19 protein-coding genes and 1 tRNA gene are annotated in these 20,725 nt (G+C 39.6%); 8 read left to right on the forward strand and 12 right to left on the reverse strand.

Annotation, left to right across the window (positions count from 1 at the left end):
• Positions 1–173: 173 nt before the first annotated feature.
• From R2Q80_RS07895 to R2Q80_RS07910, 4 genes are all read left to right on the forward strand, one after another.
• On the forward strand, positions 174–1,751 hold the full coding sequence (locus tag R2Q80_RS07895) for a cysteine peptidase family C39 domain-containing protein (RefSeq protein WP_316799074.1): 1,578 nt from the start codon (positions 174–176) through the stop codon (positions 1,749–1,751).
• Between the two features lie 142 nt (positions 1,752–1,893).
• Complete coding sequence (locus R2Q80_RS07900) at positions 1,894–2,085, forward strand: hypothetical protein (protein WP_316799075.1); 192 nt, start codon at positions 1,894–1,896, stop codon at positions 2,083–2,085.
• A 323-nt stretch (positions 2,086–2,408) separates the two neighbouring features.
• Entirely contained in the window at positions 2,409–3,689 is a 1,281-nt protein-coding gene (locus tag R2Q80_RS07905; protein ID WP_316799076.1) for a thioredoxin family protein, read from the forward strand.
• Positions 3,690–3,717: 28 nt separating this feature from the next.
• Positions 3,718–3,924, forward strand: coding sequence for a hypothetical protein (locus R2Q80_RS07910; RefSeq protein WP_316799077.1), 207 nt, complete (start codon positions 3,718–3,720; stop codon positions 3,922–3,924).
• 816 nt (positions 3,925–4,740) lie between these two features.
• Here R2Q80_RS07910 and R2Q80_RS07915 read toward each other — a convergent pair.
• From R2Q80_RS07915 to R2Q80_RS07950, 8 genes are all read right to left on the reverse strand, one after another.
• Positions 4,741–5,502 carry a hypothetical protein gene (locus R2Q80_RS07915; protein ID WP_316799078.1) on the reverse strand — a complete coding sequence of 254 codons (762 nt, stop codon included), beginning with the start codon at positions 5,500–5,502 and terminating at the stop codon, positions 4,741–4,743.
• 13 nt (positions 5,503–5,515) lie between these two features.
• Positions 5,516–5,905, reverse strand: coding sequence for a hypothetical protein (locus R2Q80_RS07920; protein WP_316799079.1), 390 nt, complete (start codon positions 5,903–5,905; stop codon positions 5,516–5,518).
• A 351-nt stretch (positions 5,906–6,256) separates the two neighbouring features.
• A complete protein-coding gene (locus R2Q80_RS07925; protein ID WP_316799080.1) occupies positions 6,257–6,652 on the reverse strand; it encodes a hypothetical protein in 396 nt (131 codons plus the stop codon).
• A 15-nt stretch (positions 6,653–6,667) separates the two neighbouring features.
• Positions 6,668–7,417, reverse strand: a complete 750-nt coding sequence (locus tag R2Q80_RS07930; protein ID WP_316799081.1) for a class I SAM-dependent methyltransferase — start codon at positions 7,415–7,417, stop codon at positions 6,668–6,670.
• Positions 7,408–8,142, reverse strand: a complete 735-nt coding sequence (locus tag R2Q80_RS07935; protein ID WP_316799082.1) for a DUF2071 domain-containing protein — start codon at positions 8,140–8,142, stop codon at positions 7,408–7,410. The genes R2Q80_RS07930 and R2Q80_RS07935 overlap by 10 nt, the downstream gene beginning before the upstream one ends.
• Positions 8,126–8,527: a DoxX-like family protein gene (locus R2Q80_RS07940; RefSeq protein ID WP_047799784.1), complete on the reverse strand. Its 402-nt coding sequence runs from the start codon at positions 8,525–8,527 to the stop codon at positions 8,126–8,128. The genes R2Q80_RS07935 and R2Q80_RS07940 overlap by 17 nt, the downstream gene beginning before the upstream one ends.
• A 200-nt stretch (positions 8,528–8,727) precedes the next feature.
• Complete coding sequence (locus R2Q80_RS07945) at positions 8,728–9,510, reverse strand: SDR family oxidoreductase (protein WP_316799083.1); 783 nt, start codon at positions 9,508–9,510, stop codon at positions 8,728–8,730.
• A 101-nt stretch (positions 9,511–9,611) separates the two neighbouring features.
• Positions 9,612–10,190 carry a TetR/AcrR family transcriptional regulator gene (locus tag R2Q80_RS07950; RefSeq protein ID WP_316799084.1) on the reverse strand — a complete coding sequence of 193 codons (579 nt, stop codon included), beginning with the start codon at positions 10,188–10,190 and terminating at the stop codon, positions 9,612–9,614.
• Between the two features lie 621 nt (positions 10,191–10,811).
• On the opposite strand from R2Q80_RS07950, the gene R2Q80_RS07955 reads away from it, so the two are divergent.
• Positions 10,812–11,150, forward strand: coding sequence for a hypothetical protein (locus R2Q80_RS07955; protein ID WP_316799085.1), 339 nt, complete (start codon positions 10,812–10,814; stop codon positions 11,148–11,150).
• 351 nt (positions 11,151–11,501) lie between these two features.
• Positions 11,502–12,095, forward strand: coding sequence for a hypothetical protein (locus R2Q80_RS07960; RefSeq protein WP_316799086.1), 594 nt, complete (start codon positions 11,502–11,504; stop codon positions 12,093–12,095).
• 58 nt (positions 12,096–12,153) lie between these two features.
• Here the strand turns inward: R2Q80_RS07960 and R2Q80_RS07965 are convergent.
• Both R2Q80_RS07965 and metG read right to left on the reverse strand, forming a co-directional pair.
• Positions 12,154–12,225: transfer RNA gene (locus tag R2Q80_RS07965), tRNA-Arg, on the reverse strand.
• 80 nt (positions 12,226–12,305) lie between these two features.
• Positions 12,306–14,414, reverse strand: coding sequence for a methionine--tRNA ligase (gene metG / locus R2Q80_RS07970; RefSeq protein ID WP_316799087.1), 2,109 nt, complete (start codon positions 14,412–14,414; stop codon positions 12,306–12,308).
• 40 nt (positions 14,415–14,454) lie between these two features.
• On the opposite strand from metG, the gene R2Q80_RS07975 reads away from it, so the two are divergent.
• Complete coding sequence (locus R2Q80_RS07975; protein ID WP_316799088.1) at positions 14,455–15,354, forward strand: LD-carboxypeptidase; 900 nt, start codon at positions 14,455–14,457, stop codon at positions 15,352–15,354.
• A gap of 1 nt (position 15,355) precedes the next feature.
• Complete coding sequence (locus R2Q80_RS07980) at positions 15,356–15,763, forward strand: DoxX family protein (protein WP_316799089.1); 408 nt, start codon at positions 15,356–15,358, stop codon at positions 15,761–15,763.
• A gap of 57 nt (positions 15,764–15,820) precedes the next feature.
• Here R2Q80_RS07980 and R2Q80_RS07985 read toward each other — a convergent pair whose 3' ends face one another.
• Both R2Q80_RS07985 and R2Q80_RS07990 read right to left on the reverse strand, forming a co-directional pair.
• On the reverse strand, positions 15,821–17,284 hold the full coding sequence (locus R2Q80_RS07985) for a RagB/SusD family nutrient uptake outer membrane protein (protein WP_047799771.1): 1,464 nt from the start codon (positions 17,282–17,284) through the stop codon (positions 15,821–15,823).
• Positions 17,285–17,302: 18 nt separating this feature from the next.
• A complete protein-coding gene (locus R2Q80_RS07990) occupies positions 17,303–20,485 on the reverse strand; it encodes a SusC/RagA family TonB-linked outer membrane protein (RefSeq protein ID WP_316799090.1) in 3,183 nt (1,060 codons plus the stop codon).
• Positions 20,486–20,725 lie beyond the last annotated feature (240 nt).

The raw sequence follows: 20,725 nt of genomic DNA on the forward strand, positions 1-20,725 counted from the left end.
AATTTGAATGAGGTAATATATTTAAGCATTTAGAAACGTTTTTGAATTGATCAGATTTAAATAATACGCTTAAAACGCTTAGTTAAACCCAATAAACGCAAATCATTGCGGAGTTTTCATCAAGTACTAAAAGGCTATATTTTACGAAACTATAGATATAAAATGATTAATGTATGAATTCCAGAAGTCCAAATCTAAATTCAGAGTATATATCTTTTGAACTTTTAAGAAGTTTAAAGGTGAAGTTCAATAAAGACACTGTTAGATCAATTTTAAAAGATCATCCCAACTATCCGAGTTTGTTATCTATCAGTGACTGTCTAAGACAGCTTAAAGTTAGTAATGAAGCCTATAGAATAGAAAAATCTGAATATGATTCCAGTGAACTGAATTTTCCATTCTTAGCCAGTATAAAAGATGTGGAAAAGAAGTTTGTTTTGGTTCAAAAAATCGAGAACGGTAAAGTTAATTACAAAGATGAATTTATCGGAAAAATCAGTGTTCCTGAAGAAGACTTTTTAAAAATTTGGGATGGCATAGCGCTACATGCAAAAAAAGACCTAAGCAGCGGGGAACAAAACTATATGGACAATAAACTGAAGTATATCCTCAATCAGCTTACTATACCATTGTTTTTTTTAATACTTGGTTGGATAATATTTGCGGGTTTTCAGGCAAAGACTATTTACTTATCATTTCCCAGTATGATTTTTATAAAGCTTATTGGTGTGATAACAACAATTATGCTGTTATCACAGAGTTATGGTATAGAAAACATTACAGTTCAAAACATCTGTAAAATGGGGAAAAGTGACTGCTCTAAATTACTGAGATCAGATGCAGCAAATGTTACTTCCTGGCTTAGTTGGAGCGAAATTGGTTTTTTTTATTTTGCAGGTACCTTGCTGGCCTTACTTTTGGAATACAATGCAGTGTATGTTCTTGTTTGGGTAAATCTATTTAGCTTGCCATATAGTATATATTCAATTGTATATCAGTATAAAAATAATAAGTGGTGTATTTTATGTTGTACAGTTCAACTTATTTTGTGGATTGAATTTATTTCTGCATTCACTTTGGGCCTGTTCTCAGCAACTACAATTATTGACTTCAGAATCCTTTTCAATATATTTTTATGCCTACTTATTCCTATTGTAATATGGGGTTTATTAAAGCCACTCCTGAAATATAAGGTTCAAGTTGGAGGATTAAAGTTTCAGTTGAATGGCTTTAAGTATAATGCCAATTTATTTACTCAGGCTCTTTACAATCAGCCAAGATATGCAGTACCAGATAATGTAAAGCCTATAATTTTTGGAAATGAGAATGGAGAAAATGTTATTACAATTGTAAGTGATCCTTTTTGTTCACCATGTCTTCAAACACATGGAATTGCGAAAACCTGGTCATCAGAAGACGAAAGTATTAAAATAAAGATGCTATTTCATGTTGCTGATGACCTGTCAGATCCCGGGGCTCAAGTAGCTAATCATATTCTTTCACTAAATGTAAGCACGGAAATGTTAGCCCAAAATGCCTTGGAAGATTGGTATTCTGGCCGTATAAAAACCTTCAAACTTTTAAAGGAACAATATCCTGCTGTTGCAACAGATGAAAGTTTATCCCTTGCAAAAATGCAAAGGGATTGGTGTAAGATGGCAGATATTACCTATACACCAACTGTTTTTATTAATGGATATAAAATCCCTATTCCTTATAAGATTGATGATTTAAAAAACTTGATGTTTTAGAAAAGCTAAAGAATATTCCGGAAAATTGGGCTTTTGGTTGCAAACAAACGTCCTAAAATGAATGGCGGCTTAACTGCCATCGCTTAAGTTGTTCTTGCGTGAAAGAATGATAAAACCTTTATTTACTTCAAAACTTAAAAAAATGAAAAAAGTTAATTTATTAAACAGAAATGAAATGAAAACAATTATGGGTGGCGTAGTTGAAAAGCCTAAAAGCTATAAATGTTGCCCGAACGGATATTCAACAGGTTCAGGAGGTAAAGAAATTGTATGCAGTGACTGCGTTACAGGCTCAAACCCTACTTGCTCTCAAGGTAGCCTGGTGGAATGCTAGAATAGATTACTGGTGGTTTCATAGACTGATTCCACCAGTATATAATTCAATGAAAGTCTTCCCAAAACTTCTTGTAAAATTTTATAAATTGCGGAAGCGTGCAGGGTATTTAATTATCTCTTGATTAATGTGACCGATTTCACTCGGAACAAAGATGGCGACAGGTGAGGTATGGACTGTTATAACTTATGGAGGCCTGGCCTATACTTCCTGGCTTGCTAACGTTTTCAAAAAAAATTACTGTAGTTTTTGAAAACGTAAAATAATGCATCTATGGTTTCAAAGTCATAGATATTTCTTAATTTATAAAATTAAATTGAAGCATGAAATATTCAATAATCACGATTCTATTTTTTTCCATCATAAATATTCACAACGTCGTTGCCCAAACCTCAGGAATTAATTTCGAAAAATTGCCAGGCTGGAAAGCTATTATAGAAAAATCAAAAAAAGAAAATAAAATAATTTTCCTTGACGCCTATACAACATGGTGTATCCCATGTAAGGAGATGGCCTTAAACGTTTTCACAAAACAAGAAGTTGGGGATTTTTTTAATAAGAATTTTATAAATCTTAAGGTACAATTCGATAAGACAAAAAAAGATGATTCATATATTCAGGGATGGTATAATGATGTAGAATATTTAAGAAAATTATATAAAATCAATAGCTATCCAACTTATTTGTTTTTTAATACTAATGGAGAGATGGTCCATTCAATCTCAGCAAATTTTAATGCCAAGGAGTTCATCGCTAGTGCAGAACAAGCACTGAAGCCTGCAACACAATACTCAACTTTAAAGCATTTATTTGAAACAGGCCGTAGGGATACTACCTTTCTTCTGTCGCTAATTAGCTCAGCACAAATGAATAAAGATTATGAACAGGGGATGAACTATTCTAATCTTTATTTATCGAAACAAAAAAACCTGTTAACAACAAAAAATATTAAGCTCATTACCAGATCAACGACTAAAACAACTGATGTAGGTTATCCAATACTTATCAATAATAGCATTGCCGTTGACTCCGTAATGGGTGAGGGAACGGCAAAAGCTTTGATTAAGACTATTGTATTTGAAGAGGAAGTATTTCCACTGTTAAAGAAAAATGGTGTAAAGAAAATATTTGGAATTGGTTTCTATGAATATCAGGGGCAGAATAACAAAAATATAGATTGGGAAAGCATTGACGCCAATTTAAAAAGAAAATACCCGGAGTATGCCACAGAGATTTTAAATGAATCCAAAATAATGTACTATCAGTGGGAAAGAAATTGGAGGGGCTACACAGACGCAGTAAATGAGTACCTGAAAATAGCGGGAAAAGACCTTGAAGTAAGCAAACTTGATAGCTATGGAAGAACAATATTATTGTTTTGTGAGGAACCGTTGTACTTTCCAATAGCACTTGAGTGGTCTAGAAAAGTTCTTGATGCTGAAAGTTCTCCAAAACCCTGGTTTATAAATACCTATAGTAATCTTTTATTTAAGGTTGGTAATAAGGAAGAAGCAATAAAGAATATGGAGGAGGCTATAAAGTTGAGTGGGGGTTCAAACCCACAATATGAGAAAGAATTAGCAGCAATGAAGACCCCATTATAAACACTTAAAACCCAATTATTTAATCTAGATGAAAATTAAAACGCAAGAAATCAAACGTCTGACTAGGTCAGAAATGAAAAATGTTATGGGAGGCACTACTATTGATGCAGAGTGTCAAAGTCGTTGCTTTGATCAGAATATTCACAATCAATACAACCAAAATTGGACAGACCAAAATGGAAGTGTAATTGGTTATTGTACCCAAATATGTACAGTTGTGGAACAACCTTATTAACAAAACATAAATTGCTCGGAAAATCGAGCAGTTTATTTCAGCCCGCTGATATTTTTGGAGTTATTTTGCCAGCCTGAAACGGATGGCCACTGCGGTATTGTAAAAACGCAGCGTGGCTCGTAGATCATTACCATTGACGGCAACACCAATACGGCAGGCAGCCACGAAGGCGATGGAGTGTACAGCAAATACCGCCACATCCGCACCATTAAATATTTTGCCGATTGGCTGAAGGGAGGCGGGTTATGAGAAAGTTAGTATTGCTCGGGCTGGCGCTATGCGCCGCCTGCAGCATGCTACACACGGAAACTTCAACTAACACCAAAAGCAATCAGCTGAGCTTATAAAGCGAAGTAACCGCAGCACAGCAATGGACTATTTTGAGCCACGACAGCAGTACCTTAGAACTTCAATGGCGTATATGGCCAAAGGGGGTTATAAAGTATTCTGTTTATAGCGGCTGTGGGCGAAGTGGAGATCAGAGTTGTGGAAGAAGGAGAAAAGGAATACCGAAACGCTTAATACCGGGTCAGCTAATACCAGGACAAAAGTTCAGGTACAGCAGCGTAACAATGAAAAAGCTGTGGCGAAGAATTAGTAACAACATGACGGCGCTGGCCTGGTGGTGGTGGATGATTGTTGTGGTGGGTTTATTGATAGGGTGGTTTGGGATAAAGTGGTTGAGGCTTAAGCAACTAGTATAAAGTTTTAACCCTCTGATGGAAGAGTTCCCGGTGCAAAGAATTATGTTAAGGTAGAGAGAAACCCCTACCTTATTCAAAACTAGAGCAATGGTTCGTTTAAAACGGCATACCATCATTGAAGGTCGTAATGTTCCTCATTTCCTTTTATAAAACCATATTTGTGCAATTGCGCGTCGACCTCAATCTTTAAGTTTGAACCTTTAGGAGCATCGCCTGAGAGTATTAGTGCTATAGGTATTTCAGGACGATAGGAATGTTTTGGATTGGTCTTTTCCTCTATTAGTATCTGGTCTAATATTCCAGCAGCATTGCCAGTAATCTTCCATTCCCCATCAACCTTTCTTCTCATTACCTCCCCGCAATAAGCTGAGATGCACACTGCATATTTTTCTTCGAAATCTCCGGCATCATAGATTTTCAGTGTTTTCTTAATTGCCTTATCCAAATAAGTTAAACTAAGTATTGAATAATCCAGAACATCAGATTCTAGTGCAAATTCGTTCGCAAGGATTTTATCACTTTCTCCGATCATTACTTTAAAATGCTCAATTGTCACCTGTATTAACCCAGGAAAAGATGCGTTAGGAGATATAATCTGTTTATTTGCTCGCTTTATTCTATCTTCGAGTTTTTTATTAAATTCTACGTACTCAGAATATTCTTCATAAAGTGTAGCATTTTTCCGTTCGAAAGTATCTCTAATTAAGAGCCCGTTATTATCGAAAAGGTAATAGTCGGACCAACCTTCCATATCTTTAGGTCTCAAATCATTTCGTAATATGGCCCTGCCCATAAGTATCCATTCATCGATCTGTTTGGATTTAACCTGTTTTGTTTTTGGTTTCTTCATAATCTCGTTATTGGATTTCTTCATAGTCTGAGGTGTTTTAATCAATAAGATGAATTGGTGTGGATTCTTTAATGAAAAAAACACCATCGAATAATTTCGGTAATATCCCCTTTGCGTAAACATTTTTTCCTCTAAAGGAATTGATAATATACCCACCATTTGAATTATAGGTGAGGTTTTTGCGAGTCAATAAAATTTTAAATGGATCTGACTCTTTTAAATTTTTAAAGTCCAGAAAATAAAATTTCCTTCCAGGTTGATTCAACAGGCTCTCCGCACTTCCTTTTAAAGATTTTATTTGAAATCTGTTAAACTCCACTTTTCTGAGGGTTTGGTTATACTGAGTAGATAGGTATTCACCTTCAAAAACCAATATCCCTAGAGATATCAATAAAAGGAAGAGAAAAACGGGTTTGGTAATATTCATTTAGATAAAAGCGCTTTGACGTTAATTTAAGTGCCTCTCCACTTTCTGCAGGGAAACAAATGAAATCAAGGTACAAAAGAAAACGGGAATCATCACTATGGACAATTCCCGTTCATCTAAATTAACGCTCTCGATATATAATACGCCGGAAAACAGGCTTTATTGTGTTGCGTTGAAATTATTTTATTAATAAATGATGTTCGTGATTATGAAATAGCAATAAGTAAATGTTTTCATTAATAAACTGTTTTTTAATCTCAATCTCGTTTTTTTTTTTGGTAGTCAATGAGATCTCATAATAATTTGTTCCTTTCAGACCATTCCAGGTAGTTTTCCATCGCAAAAAATTCGTTAATAAAAATACCCAAAAAAGAAGATTGCTGTAAAATACCCCCATAATGTCGTAAACAATACATGGACACCCGTTTCAAACCGCTTTCCTTTCCACAACACTGCCGAGTATCCAAAAAACTGCACCAGCAACCTGAGGAACCAGAATATCCCCAGCCCCAGGCAGATGTGCTTTCCTAATGGTGTATGAAGCAGGTCATTAGCCGAGAACAGACACAACAAGCCCATCAGAAAAACAATGAAGGCAATGAAAAAGGTATGCACATAAATCATTTCCCGGTTAATAACACTTAAACCCGCTAACTCTTGCGACCAGTTGAAATAACGTGGAAAGATGACGTGAATAAGGGCAAGCAGAACGAGCAGAATGCCAATAATGGTAAGGTGGATTTCCATAGGGTAGAATGGCGGTTACGGCGTTACAGTGAAAACAGACATAAATGGCGTGAACTTGGTTTCATCGATTTTGCTGAAGCCTGCCTGCGTAAAAGCTTTTCGCCAGGTAGGGGCAGAGAAGAAATGGGTAAAGCCGATGGTAAAAGCAAGGAAGTTCGGAAGATCGCGCAGATGCTCAACCATGATTACCTTGCCGCCGGGCTTGCAAATTCGTCTGCACTCTTTTAAAAAGACAACCTTCTCTTCGTTACTTCGGATTTCATGGGCAGCAGATAACAGGAAAACCAGGTCTGCCGACTGATCGGATACCGGAATATTACCCGATTCGATAACCTGGGTATCAGGGTAAGTTAAACTCACCTTACGTGCCCTCACAATAGCGGTTTCGGTATGTTGCGATGCATTGTAAAAATCGAAAACCCTGATTTTAGCATCCGGAAAATGATCTTCAAGAATAAAACTGGTTTCATCGAAGCCGGCATTGATGTTTACAATATGGTTGGCCTTCGGGTTTAGTGCCAGTTTGTGCAACCAGTTAAAGGTATAGTATTCTGAAAAATCGTAAACATAGGCTGAAACAATGAGTGGCGCAAACAACCCATAGATAAAAGCTATAACTATGATCAACAGATATAGGTGGTTAATATGAAGCATTAAACCAGCTGTAATGATGCCGGCAAGGACCAGCAATCCGATCACATAAAAATGCCTGTTGAAACTTAAAATATTGAGTACACCCTGAAATGGTCGACGTTCTATTGCCATTTTTCGCGTTTTCCTTTCTTCCAATAATAGGGAATGTTTTCGATAATGAAGGCATTGGCCAGTACCGCACCCTGAAGTTTTAAACCATCGATGAAGCCGAAATGGTAATCATTTACGGTTACCGGCATGGGCACCCAGTTTTCGCGGACCCCTTCAATAATTAAAACTTCTTTGTTGCGCTCGTTGTAAGTGAAAGTGAATGGCAAGGGACCAGCAAAACGCCGGGCTTCTTTCCAGTCCGCAAAAGGTGAACCTTTAGGCAGTGTGGCATCATCAGATTTTGTTATCGTAACACTAAAGTCTGATCGCATGGAACTAATCGTGGAGCGGTCTCCCTCATGAACCTGGTGAATATCGGTAGTGGTGTAATTGTAGTGGGTAAACAGGTTGCCCATAAACTCCATCTTCTTTTTATCCGTTTCAGATTTAATGATATAGAGTCCGCGAAGGCGTTTGCCGGCAGCATTGGTGTAGCGTACAAAAACCCGGTAGCCGATTAAAAAGAAGTTATTGCCCATAAATTTGGGCATCCCTTTAGGCCTTAAAGCATTCGTTTGTACCATGGCTACTGCTACAAAAGCCCACTCATCCTGAAAAGTATCGAGCTCCAGACATTCTGGTATCATCTGTTCGAGCTGCTTTTTCGGAACAGCAAAAGTGAGCACAACGGAGCTTTTAAAGAAAGCTTCCACGGCGAAGGGGTGGTTTTTAAGTGCGGCTAACATTGGGATTGGCAGGCAATACCTGATGGAGTTTAAATTCGTTAATATAAATGGTGATGATGAGCAAAGCCGCAAAAATAGCGTTGTACCTGCCCCATAGTAACAGATGAGGCACTAAGATAAACTCCAGCGTATTCATAGTAGCAATAATAATGATCTGACTGATGGCATTTAGCTTGCTCCGATAGCGGCTGAGCACCCAGATGGCCATTAGCGTTTCGGCCAGGCCAATGATGATGGTAAACCAGCCTGAATATTGCTCTCCTAAAATAGCTGCAACAATTTGCTGGTGACGGGGAACCAGGTTTAATACCTTGCAATAAATCCCATTTACCAGCCAAACCGCTGCTATGCCGTAATTAAGAAGTTGATGAGGCGTTATTTTCATACCTAAACTTTGCCCCTAATATACTTTGTTTTAAACGGAAATGAGGAGACTCAGATTAATTTTCGTGCCTTCCGCTTTCCGCAGCAAAACAATCAAATCAGCATGCAAAAGAAAACGGGAATCATCACCATGGACAATTCCCGTTTACTACAAGGCACCATTCAAATCTGTGATGAACAGGTACGGTTACAACCGGAGATTTAAGAGACTACAGGTAAGCTACCTCCGTCAATAGCATAAATACTTCCAGTAAGATAAGCTGCTGACGGAGAAACAAGGAAATGTACCAGTGATGCAACTTCTTCAGGTTCTGCCATTCTTCCCATTGGTATACCACCTGTTTGTGCAAGTAATTGAACCAATGCGTCTTCTACCGGTATGCCCGAAGCTGTTGCATAGTCTTGAATAAATTTTTCCATTGGCGGAGTTTTGGTTGCACCTGGAGCCACCGTAACTACACGGATTCCCTGAGATGCTAACTCGCTGGCTAAAGCCTTACTGTAACTGTTAAGCGCTGCCTTTGAAACTGCATAGGCCATATTCAGGTTCCATAATGCCTGTTTTCCAGCAACTGAAGAAATGTGTACGATTACGCCGCTTTTCTTTTCGATCATAGCAGGTAAAAGTGCCCTATCGAGTCGGATTCCTGAAATAAGATTCAGTTGAAGCTCATTTTCCCAATGTTCATCGCTGAGGGTGCTGAAACCACCACCAGGTGTGGTCAGGCCACCAACATTGTTAATCAGAATATCAATACCGCCAAATTTTGTATTAATTTCTTCAGTGAGTTTTAACACCTGCTCGGGCTGGGTTAAATCGGCAGCGATAAAATGATGACCACCGTCATTTTCGGATGGATGGTTTCTGGCAGAAACGATTACTGTTGCACCCTGCGCCGCTAATTTATCTGCTATTGCTTTTCCGATTCCTTTAGTTCCACCTGTAACTAAAGCTGTTTTACCTAAAAGGTCTTTTGTTGTCATATGATTTAATTTATAATTCTGTATTGATTGTTTCAAAATGATCGCTGCGATTAGAAAGTGATTTTTATCTGAATCAATTGCTCCAGATTTGCTTAAAAAAATTACTTAGTGAGTTGTTTTACGAAATACGCGGCCATTTTCTTTATCTTCAAAGGGTTCTGGTGAAGCAAAAAAGATTCATGCCAACCCGTCCAGGTGCTGATAAAGTAATCTGCTAAAAGTTCCGGATCTTCTTCTTTAGAAATTTCCCCTGCTTCCATGGCCTTCGCGATATTGTTACGGATAAATTGATAGGCATAATCGCTATCTGCCTTCAGAATATCCTTGATTCTTTGATCATCAACTGCGGCCTCGAAAGCCGTTTTGATAGCCATACAACTATTCTCTCCGCTGATAATTACCGACACAGCATCGTCAATATATGTTTTTAGTGTGTTCAATGAAGAACCGCTATTCTTTTCCCGTGCCTGAAGATCCTTTTTTCTGATCTCGGTGTAATGATTAACGCACTTCACAAAAAGCTCTTGTTTATCTCCAAGGGTATTATATAAACTGCTGCTATTGATTTTCATTGCTTCGGTGAGGTCGCGAAGTGAGGTACCATGATAGCCCTTTTCCCAAAACACCTCCATAGCTTTTTGGATCGCTGCTGTTTCATCAAATTCTACGTTTCTCGCCATGATAATCTTTATACCCTGCAAACATATGACTAATCTGAAACACACGTTTCAGATTAGTGTCATAAATCAAAATTGTACCGGAACCCAGGCTGTAGTATTTCACCATTCAAAAGAAAACGGGAATCATCACTAAGGACAATTCCCGTCTATCTAAATTAACGCTCTCGATATATAATACGCCGGAACAAAAGCTTTATTGTGTGACCTCTGATTTTTTTGTTTTTTTTCTTTACCATCATTATTACTACCGGCTTCCTGTGTGCAGCATAGGCCGGGAGCTTAACGGGTAATTATGCCATTTCAACGAGGCATATTCCCCTTCTGCTGAATAGTGCTGAGCAAGTGTTTAAGTGTGCGCTAGATTTACATTAAGAAAATCAAAAACACTTAAATACATATCACATGGAAATTCAACAAACACCATAAAACGCATTATCACATTCAGCAGTTACCGCAATTATTAATGCACCTATTGAAAAAGTAAACATTACAGATTGGTTATTAAACCTTCCTGATGCAGAATATCAGCGCTGCTCTACCCAGCATATCGGGGCGGCCATTAGCAGTACTTATGACGGGCAGCCGGTTTCGTTAAATGTAGAAACCATTGGCGATGCCCTGATGGTGCAGCACTATGTGGCCGATGTGGCCCGTCCGGATTACTGCCGCATGCTCTCCATTTCAGATTCCATTACCAAAAGAGGCCGCACAAAGGTGCAGGTATTATGGGAACTTAAAGCCACAAAAATCGACGACAATACCACCCTGTATACCAACGAAATTCATGCTACAGCCACCCCTGAAATGTTGGAGTACATAAAAGCGAATGGATTAAACCTTAAGGATGCGGCAACAGCGCGCCAGGCCGCATCAGATGCACACAACCACGAGGAAACACCCAACTTCGCCAAAAGCATTGAGAACAAAGCGCTCACTGGAAAATACAATCAACCATTTTAAATGATTAGGCCGGGCAACCTCAAAAATAAATTATCATGGAAAAGCAGCAATTAAGGGTTTAGTGCGATAAACGACATCATGATTATCCAAACGAGGAAGGCCAGATATTGAAACAAGAAATTAAGCTGGCCTTAAATTACCCCACAATATGTAATACTTTTAATTCTCCCATTCATTGTACTTAGTAAAAATTATTCGATCCTGGGAATACTGATAAGCATATAAAATGTTTATCTTTCGTTTCATTATTAATTCTAAAGCACAAACACTCAAAATCACTAAAAAATGAAAGCAATTATTTTATTCGCACTAAGCTTCATCGCATTATCAGTAAGCGCTCAACCAACTAGCATGAGATTTGAATCCTCTGATGGCAGAGTCCTCGGAGCAAAAAAATACGATAAAGTTGAGGGAAGCCCCTATCTAATTGAAAACTGGAATAAGGGTTCGTTTAAAACAGCATCAGGTAAAAAGATGGAAAATGCTGATTTAAAATATGATATTGCTGAAGATTTGTTGGTATTTAAGGGTTCCGACAACGAACCAATGTTTTTGTCTGAACGGGTTTCATCATTTACCATAGAAACCCCTAATGGTCCACGTACTTTTGTGAATGGTTTTAAACCTGTAGATAAACTAAATGAAAAATCCTACCTGGAAGAAATTTCAGTTGGAAATATTTCGCTTTATAAAAGGTTTACGGTATCCATTATCGATAGTAAAGGCTATGGATCAAATGCTGTTAGCGCATTGTTTACTCAAAACAGCAATTATTATATTAAGCAGGGTGATGTTCTGACCAAGTTTACACCATCAAAAAAGAATCTCATTGCCTTGGTACCATCAAAAACGGATCAAATATCCGGATACTTAATAGCCGAGAAAACAGACTTCAAAAAAGATGCTGATTTGAAAAAGATATTTGACTTTGTCAATACGCTTTAAGAGATTGGAACAATGTTGAAGTAAAACAAGAGTGCATCGCTGCACTCTTGTTTTAAAGTAGCCCCGAGCAGAATCGAACTGCTATCTAAAGTTTAGGAAACTTCTATTCTATCCGTTGAACTACGGGGCCTGAAATAAGGGGAGCCTGAACTCCCCTTGAATGCGCAAATATATAAAATTATCTATTGTTTCAAACTAAATCTCGTCCTTCTACCTGATCACGCTACCTTCCGGAAGTTTATCAACCGGCGAAACGAAAGTCAGTTTACCTTCAGCATTCTCTGCCATTAAAATCATTCCCTGAGATACGATCCCTTTGATTTCACGTGGTGCCAGGTTCACGATAATGCTCACCTGCTTACCAATAATGTCTTCAGGCTTGTAATGTTCCGCGATTCCGGAAACAACCGTTCTTTCATCAATACCCGTATTCACCGTAAGCTTAAGCAACTTCTTGGTTTTTTCTACTTTCTCGGCAGCGATAATGGTAGCTACGCGGATATCCATCGCAGAGAAATCATCGAAGTTAATATTTTCTTTAGCAGGGGTAGCAGTTGCATTGTTCGCCGCATTACTGGCTTTACTTTGGTTGAGTTTCTCTATCTGGAAGTCGATTTCAGCATCTTCAATTTTCTCAAATAATAAGGTAGCTTCACCAATGTCGTGTCCGCGTTTTAACAAGCTGATAGAACCCGCATCATCCCAGTCGTGACCACCATTTTTCAGCATTTTCATTAACTTATCTGCAGTGAATGGCAGGAAGGGTTCAATCAAAATCTGAATGTTCGCGGCAATCTGTAGCGCAACGTGTAAGATGGTACGGACCCGGTCTTCATCGGTTTTGATCAGTTTCCAGGGCTCTGTTTCAGCCAGGTACTTGTTACCTAAACGGGCAACATTCATCACTTCCGAAAGCGCTTCTCTGAAACGGTATTGCTCTATAGAAGCCGATATTTTGGCAGGATAGCCTGCTAACTCATCAATTACAGCCTGATCTACAGGGGTAATTTCCATACAGGTAGGCACTGAGCCACCGAAGTACTTGAGGGTAAGCACCACCACGCGGTTTACAAAGTTTCCGAGTATAGCTACCAGCTCATTGTTATTTCGGGCCTGGAAATCTTTCCAGGTAAAATCATTGTCTTTGGTTTCAGGAGCCGTAGCCGTTAGCACATAACGCAAAACATCCTGTTTGCCCTCGAACTCACGGAGGTATTCATTTAACCAAACCGCCCAGTTCTTGGAAGTTGATATTTTCTGACCTTCAAGATTCAGGAACTCATTTGCCGGAACATTATCTGCCAGGGTATACTCACCATGTGCCATCAACATTGCCGGGAAAATGATACAGTGGAATACGATATTATCTTTACCGATAAAATGAACCAATTTGGTTTCGTCGCTTTTCCAGTATTCTTCCCAACCACATTTGTCAGAATCGAAATTGCTGATATAGTACTCCTCAGCCATCGGATTCCAAACATCAAGCTTGGCATAGTTACAAAGCTCTTTAGTAGCTGAAATGTAGCCAATAGGGGCATCAAACCAAACGTAAAGGACTTTTCCTTCCGCATCGCGAAGCGGAACACGTACGCCCCAGTCTAAATCTCTGGTCATGGCACGCGGCTGTAAACCCGCATTTAACCAGCTTTGACATTGGCCGTAAACATTCGGGCGCCACTCTTTATGGTTTTCGATGTAAGCTCTTAAACGCTCTTCATATCGGTCGAGCGGTAAAAACCAGTTTTTAGTCTCTTTTAGAATCGGCTGATCACCGGATAAAGTGGACTTAGGATTAATTAAGTCTGTTGCATTTAGGGTTGATCCGCAGTTTTCACACTGATCGCCATAGGCATTTTCATTTCCACATTTCGGACAAGTACCGGTGATATAACGATCGGCCAGGAATTGCTTCGCCGTAGGATCATAATATTGTTCAGTGATTTCTTCTGTGAATACGCCTTTATCGTAAAGTGTTTTGAAGAATTCTGCAGCAGTTTGATGGTGCGTTTGAGAAGAAGTACGGTGGTAGATATCGAATGAAACACCGAATTCCTTGAACGAATCACCAATGATTTTATGATATTTATCTACAACCTCCTGCGGCGTAATGCCTTCTCTTTTCGCTTTAAGCGTAATCGGCACCCCATTCTCGTCAGATCCACAGATGAACTTAACATCGCGTTTATTGGAGCGCAGGTAGCGGGCATAAATATCTGCAGGAATATACACTCCGGCAAGGTGACCAATATGTACAGGCCCATTGGTATAGGGAAGCGCTGCAGTAACGGTATATCTTTTTATTTTACTATTATCCAAAACAATTTTTATTATTTTGGCAAAGATAAGTGTTTTGAAGATGATAAAGCAGCCCCCGTATTTAAAAAAAGGAGATAAGATCGGCCTTGTTTGTCCGGCGAAGAAATTACCCAAATCCATTGATACCGCAATTGCAGTTTTAGAAAGCTGGGGACTGGAAGTGGTGATCGGAAAAAGCGTTTATGCCAGTCACCACCAGTTTGCCGGAACCGATCAATTGAGGACCCGCGACATTCAGCAGTTTCTTGACGATACCAGCATCAGGGCTATTATTTCCGGCCGAGGAGGCTATGGGAGTATCCGTATTATTGATGAGCTGGATTTTACGGTATTTAAACAACATCCAAAATGGTTTGTGGGTTTTAGTGACATCACCGTAATACTTTCGCACATCATTGCGCAAACACAAACACAGTGCCTGCATGCACAAATGCCTTATACCTTTGAGGAGTCGACCCCTTTGGCGATTGAATCTTTAAGGGCATCGCTGTTTGGCGAGCCGCAGGAATACAGCTACACCAGCACTTTCAAAAACAGGGCAGGAGTGGGTGAAGGTATTTTGCTTGGTGGTAATCTTACCCTTCTGGTTAACATGCAGGGTTCAGTTTCGGAAATGGATTTCGACAATAAAATTCTCTTTCTGGAGGATGTTGGGGAGCAGGAGTATGCCATAGACCGCATGATGCGCATGATGAAACGCGCAGGGAAACTCGCCAAATTAAACGGTTTGATTATCGGCGCTTTTAATGAGATAGCTGAAGAGAAAATATCTTTTGGCCAAACGGCTGAAGAGGTGATATGGGACGTGGTGAAAGAATACGCCTATCCGGTTTGCTTTAACTTCCCGACGGGGCATATAGAAAACAACCTGAGCATGGCACTGGGCGCTAACGTCGCTTTAACCGTGGAAACCAATAACGTTCACTTTAAATATTTATAACATGGCAATTCTGGATACTTTAGGAAAGTACCGCAACACCGGCTTATTACTACTCCGTTTAGGAATCGGAGTAATGTTCATCATCCATGGTTTCCCTAAACTGGCTGGCGGTCCTCATGGCTGGACGGGCTTGGGTGGAAGCATGAAAGTGGTGGGAATTAATTTTCTTCCTGTTTTCTGGGGCTTTATGGCCGCAGCGGCGGAAACCTTCGGAGGGTTTTTATTGATTGTGGGATTGTTTTTCCGCCCGGCCTGTATTTTACTGGTTTTCACGATGATTGTGGCAGCGCTGGTACATTTTGGAAAAGGAGATGGCTTGCAGGGTGCGAGCCATGCAATAGAATCGGGTATTTTGTTTCTGAGCTTGATTTTTATCGGGCCAGGGAAATATAGTGTGGATAAGAAGTAAGGCAATTTTGTCAGAATAAAAAAAAGGCGATTTGAAAGATTCAAATCGCCTTTTTTATTAATTATCTGTCATCAATTTATTGAGAGATAATTCATCTGATGAAATTGGCCAGATGTAACCACTTTCCGTTGGTCCTTTTGAAGGAGCGCTTCCTTTTGCCGGGATGGTTAATAATAATCTCGTTAAATCAGGTGCACGTAAGCCCTCACCTAAAAATTCGATTCTTCTTTCCAACAATAGTGCGTCGGTAAAGTCTGCTACGGATGTTGGTACAAGTGTAGTTGTTGCATCCGAACGCTGACGAACAGCATTGAGTAACAATAGTGCTTGCGGATCAATTGTATTGGTGCTACGAACCCTTGCTTCAGCTAAATTCAATAGGACTTCCGCCCATCTGATTACAGGAACATAATCTGTATAAGGACTTGCTGTGGTGTATTTGGCAACAAATTGCTTTGATGCCGATGAGGTGAAGATCAAAGCTCTTCTTTTATCAGCAGCTTTCCAGGCCGTATTTGCGATAATGCCCGTAGGATTTAATGAAAATTCGGTTGTTCCGGCTACCGATCCTGTCCAGTAAAAATAAGATGAAAGGGAATTCTGAGTACCAGGGTAATCAAGCGGACTCGCCGAAGAGGTCATTGGCAATGAGAATACAGATTCAGCAGTGGTATAAGGTGCTTTGAATACAGAGGCAATATCTGATACCAGATCATTAGCCACATTCACCTTTGCCTTAAATGGAGCAACAGCCGGTACCAGCTTATTTGCTTCAGTAATTACCTCTGCCCATTTACCCATTGTGAGATACACCCTGGTTTTTAATGCAATTGCAGTGTTTTTATGGGCTCTGGTAGTATTCAATAACGCTGTGGCATTGGTTGATGGCAGATTTGCTTCTGCGTAATTTAAATCAGAAAGAATCTGTGTATAAACCTGATCAACAGTACTTCGTGCCAGATCAGATGAACCCGGACCGGTAATTCCAGTTAACCGAAGTGGCAAACCTGGCTTACTTCCGTTTCCATCAGCATATGGCCTGGCAAAGAGCTGTAATAAACTGTAGTAAGATAAGGCTCTTATCAATCTGGCTTCGGCAGTATATTTTGCCCCGGTAGCTTCTCCTACAACAGAATTTCCTTTCGAGGTCATCCCGTCAATAAAAACATTACACCTGTTGATAGTAAGATAAGCCTGAGACCACAGTCCTTTAACTGAAGTTGCACTATTAGCCAGGTTCATGCTCCAAACATCTGAAGCAGTAACTAAATTCCCGGTTTCATTGATAAAGTCTTCACTTCTGATGCTTCCGTAAACCAAATAACGACCACCATAAAAAGCGCCATTCTTTAACGAGCCATATAATGAATTGGCCTGGCTCTCAATACGGAACTGCGTATCGAAAGCATTCTCTGCAGCTACAGATGTTTTAAGTGACGGATCGAGCAACTCTCTTTTGCAAGAGCTGGTAAACACGACTGCCGAACACAAAATAGCTATATATAAATTTCTTTTGTTCATGATTAATTCCTTTATATTTTAAAAGCCTAAACTAAGTCCCATAGTATATGTTCTGGCGTTTGGACCTGAGTTACGGTCTGAACCTTGTCCGGATGCGCTTGATCCATTGGATGACACTTCAGGATCCGGTCCGGGATATTTAGTGATAATGGCAAGGTTTTGTCCGGCTACGTAAACGCGTAAACGGTTTATTCCTGATTTACCGAATGCAGTTGAAGGAATGGTATAGCCTAAACTTAAATTTCTAAGCTTAACGAAATCTCCCTTGAAAACATTTATATCCAATGGAATGGTATTACCATATGAAACGTTATCTGTGTAGATGGCTCTTGGGAAATCGGTTACGTCACCTGGTTTTTGCCAACGGTTTAATACATCTACAGCATTGTTCCAGTATCTCTGATCGTGTAGACCAGCATTTGTTCCATAAGAAACCCAGAAACCTAACTGATAAGTTAGCATTACGTTTAAATCGAAGTCTTTATAACGGAAGGTATTATCAAAACCACCATAGAACTTAGGCGCAGTGTTGTGATACATCTCTGCATCAGCTCCTTGCGTTATTGGTGGTGCGGTTGCGCCATTATCTAAATAAGTCCACTGTGACGCACCTGTAGGTACAATATGCTGATAAGTTACAGCGCGGCCTGCTTTATTGATGAAGATTCTTCTACCAGTAGCCGGATCAACTCCGCCGGTACGCACAACATATAAGTAACCTACTGAGTAACCCGGGATACTGCGGTTAACATTTTCCCCTGTAGTGGTTGATCCTGTAGGCGTAACAATCTCCGTTAAACCTGGAGCCAGGGCTGTAACTTCATTTTTATTGTATGAAATATTGAAGTTACTATTCCATGAGAAATCATTCGATTTAAGTGGTGTTGCATTGACGTTAAACTCAAAACCTTTATTATACATCGAGCCAACGTTGGTAGCAACCGTAGAGGGAACACCTGTTGAAGGCGATTGCGAAACGTTCAGAATTAAACCGTCGATGTTGTTTTTGTAATAATCTATCTCAAATTCAATACGACCTTTTAGAATTCCGAAATTGATACCAATATCAGTTTTCTTACTGGTTTCCCAGGTAAGCTCTTTGTTGCCTGCTGCACTGTAGATTGACGAAGCTACACCACCATACAAGGCAGATCCATAAGTAGAAAAGGTGGCATAATCTCCAATTCCGGAAATATTACCTACTTTTCCATAGCTACCTTTCAATTTGAAACTGCTAAATACTTTGTCTAGACCAGCATCGCTCCAGAAATTTTCTTTCGTAATTTCCCATCCTGCTGAAGCTCCCCAAAAAGTTCCTTTTTTGATACCTAGAGCAGAATACTCGTCTTGTCTTAAATTACCACTTAAAAAGTATTTTCCGTTGTAGTTATAGTTCAAACGCCCGAAATACGACAACAGATAATTTTCACCGTAAGCGGCACCTGTTGAGTTATTTAATGTAAAGCCAGCCTGAACTACATCATAAGCAGGATCGGTTAAGCCCTGGCGATCGATCCCATAGCCTGTAACCGTATTGCGTTGTTGCTCTTGTCCGACTAACAGATTAAAGTTATGGTTGGAAACAGCATAATCTGCCTGTGCGGTATTGGTCCATGTCCAGTTTTTTCTTTTTCTGAAAGCACCGATGGCCTCACCGCTTACACCTTGTCCAGGACCGTGAACCGGGTTGTAAAAGATATCATTGTCGCTATTGATATAGTCAATACCATACATAGATTTCAGATTTAACCACTTAAATGGAGTTAACTGCAAATAGGCGTTCGACTGAAGATGGTCAAGCTCATTGTTCTCCCTGTTTAAAGATAGTACCTGAGCAAAGTTGTAAAATCCGACCTGATTACCGGTTACAATGTTGTTCATCGGACCGACAAAAGTTGCTCCTAAATTAAAGCTACCATCATTATTGTACGGTGAAACGTTTGGAGAATTGACCAGTGCTGTTCTGGCGATACCTGAAGTACCGTAAGCTTCGCCATTAAGCGAGCCTGAAGATATTGCAGCGAGGTTTTTTTCGTTTGAATAAGATAGTTTACCACCGATAGTAACGAATTTATTCAACTTGCTGTCGATATTAAATAATCCGTTTAATCGTTTGAAGTCGTTTTTCTGGTAGATACCTTGTTGATTGGTATAGCCAAAGCCCATGTAGTACTTGGTATTATCTGTACCGCCAGAAACATTTACATTGTGGTTTTGCGAAACACCTGTACGGTAAGCATAGTCGTACCAGCTGGTATTGATAGGTTGTCCGTCAGGACCATTGGTTAATGCAAATTTCTGTACCTGAGTAACACCATTCAATGTTACGTTCATACTGTTGGCACGAATGGCCACAGCGTTGGCAATAGCTTCATTTTTGTAATCGGTATACTGGAAAGCGTCAAGCAACTTTGGTAAACGGTAAGCCTCAGACCATCCAACATAAAAATCGTAATTTACTTTTGGAGCCCCTGTTTTACCTCGTTTAGTAGTAACAAACACTACTCCGTTTGCTGCACGGCTACCGTAAATGGCTGTTGAAGCGGCATCTTTAGCAATATCTATACTCTCGATATCATTTGGATTGATACTTGCAAGTGGATTGGCTGCAGAGGCTGTTAAACCTTGGTCACCTGTGGTCGCCACAATTCCATCGATAACAAATAACGGTTGAGAACTTAATGAGATGGAGTTCGTACCCCTGATCCTGAATACAGGTGGCGTGTTTAACACACCCGCAGGAACAGTAATTTGAACACCCGATGCCCTACCTGCTAAACCTGCCTCCAAACTTTGGATTGGCTTCTGGGCTATGGCGGCGCCGCTAACAGATGCGGTACTTCCAGTGGTTTCGCCTCTTTTTTGAGTACCGTATCCTACAACAACAACATCTGTTAATGTTTGCGAATCATTTTCTAACGATACGTTAAGTGTGTTTGAAGAGCCAATGGTTCGGGTAATGGTTGTAAACCCGATAGATGAAAATTCAAGTGATGTTACGCCGGCTGCAATCTTAACGGAGAATTTACCATCTGCGCCGGTTGTGGTTCCACCGGCTGCTCCTTTAGTTTTGACAGTTACACCAGGAAGTGGCATCCCATCTTCCTTCGCTGTAACAGTACCTGTGATTGTTCTTTGCTGAGCCATTGCAGTACCTGCGACAAACAGCAGCATGAACAAACTCTGTAAAAGTTTTTTCATAAAATTTAGTTTAGGTTAATTGATTATTTTCCTAATATAGAATTTAGGAACCTGTAATGCAAATATTACAAACAAATTTTATAATTTGAATTTTCACCTTTTACCCAAAAGCGATTAAACTAACATTAATAAATCCGCTAATTCAAAATATAAATTTTGACTTTTATCAAAATATTTAGAGAAAATAAGCATTTATTCTGGAGAAAAGCACATAAATACTAAAAATTCATGTCAGATATA

Source organism: Pedobacter frigidisoli (assembly GCF_032678525.1).
GTDB lineage: Bacteria > Bacteroidota > Bacteroidia > Sphingobacteriales > Sphingobacteriaceae > Pedobacter > Pedobacter frigidisoli_A.

Bases quoted from the DNA above. Each gene is read 5' to 3' on its own strand.
- R2Q80_RS07895 (WP_316799074.1), top strand. From the start codon at position 174: ATGAATTCCAGAAGTCCAAATCTAAATTCAGAGTATATATCTTTTGAA.
- R2Q80_RS07900 (WP_316799075.1), top strand. From the start codon at position 1,894: ATGAAAAAAGTTAATTTATTAAACAGAAATGAAATGAAAACAATTATG.
- R2Q80_RS07905 (WP_316799076.1), top strand. From the start codon at position 2,409: ATGAAATATTCAATAATCACGATTCTATTTTTTTCCATCATAAATATT.
- R2Q80_RS07910 (WP_316799077.1), top strand. From the start codon at position 3,718: ATGAAAATTAAAACGCAAGAAATCAAACGTCTGACTAGGTCAGAAATG.
- R2Q80_RS07915 (WP_316799078.1), bottom strand. From the start codon at position 5,502: ATGAAGAAATCCAATAACGAGATTATGAAGAAACCAAAAACAAAACAG.
- R2Q80_RS07920 (WP_316799079.1), bottom strand. From the start codon at position 5,905: ATGAATATTACCAAACCCGTTTTTCTCTTCCTTTTATTGATATCTCTA.
- R2Q80_RS07925 (WP_316799080.1), bottom strand. From the start codon at position 6,652: ATGGAAATCCACCTTACCATTATTGGCATTCTGCTCGTTCTGCTTGCC.
- R2Q80_RS07930 (WP_316799081.1), bottom strand. From the start codon at position 7,417: ATGGCAATAGAACGTCGACCATTTCAGGGTGTACTCAATATTTTAAGT.
- R2Q80_RS07935 (WP_316799082.1), bottom strand. From the start codon at position 8,142: ATGTTAGCCGCACTTAAAAACCACCCCTTCGCCGTGGAAGCTTTCTTT.
- R2Q80_RS07940 (WP_047799784.1), bottom strand. From the start codon at position 8,527: ATGAAAATAACGCCTCATCAACTTCTTAATTACGGCATAGCAGCGGTT.
- R2Q80_RS07945 (WP_316799083.1), bottom strand. From the start codon at position 9,510: ATGACAACAAAAGACCTTTTAGGTAAAACAGCTTTAGTTACAGGTGGA.
- R2Q80_RS07950 (WP_316799084.1), bottom strand. From the start codon at position 10,190: ATGGCGAGAAACGTAGAATTTGATGAAACAGCAGCGATCCAAAAAGCT.
- R2Q80_RS07955 (WP_316799085.1), top strand. From the start codon at position 10,812: ATGGTGCAGCACTATGTGGCCGATGTGGCCCGTCCGGATTACTGCCGC.
- R2Q80_RS07960 (WP_316799086.1), top strand. From the start codon at position 11,502: ATGAGATTTGAATCCTCTGATGGCAGAGTCCTCGGAGCAAAAAAATAC.
- R2Q80_RS07975 (WP_316799088.1), top strand. From the start codon at position 14,455: ATGATAAAGCAGCCCCCGTATTTAAAAAAAGGAGATAAGATCGGCCTT.
- R2Q80_RS07980 (WP_316799089.1), top strand. From the start codon at position 15,356: ATGGCAATTCTGGATACTTTAGGAAAGTACCGCAACACCGGCTTATTA.
- R2Q80_RS07985 (WP_047799771.1), bottom strand. From the start codon at position 17,284: ATGAACAAAAGAAATTTATATATAGCTATTTTGTGTTCGGCAGTCGTG.
- R2Q80_RS07990 (WP_316799090.1), bottom strand. From the start codon at position 20,485: ATGAAAAAACTTTTACAGAGTTTGTTCATGCTGCTGTTTGTCGCAGGT.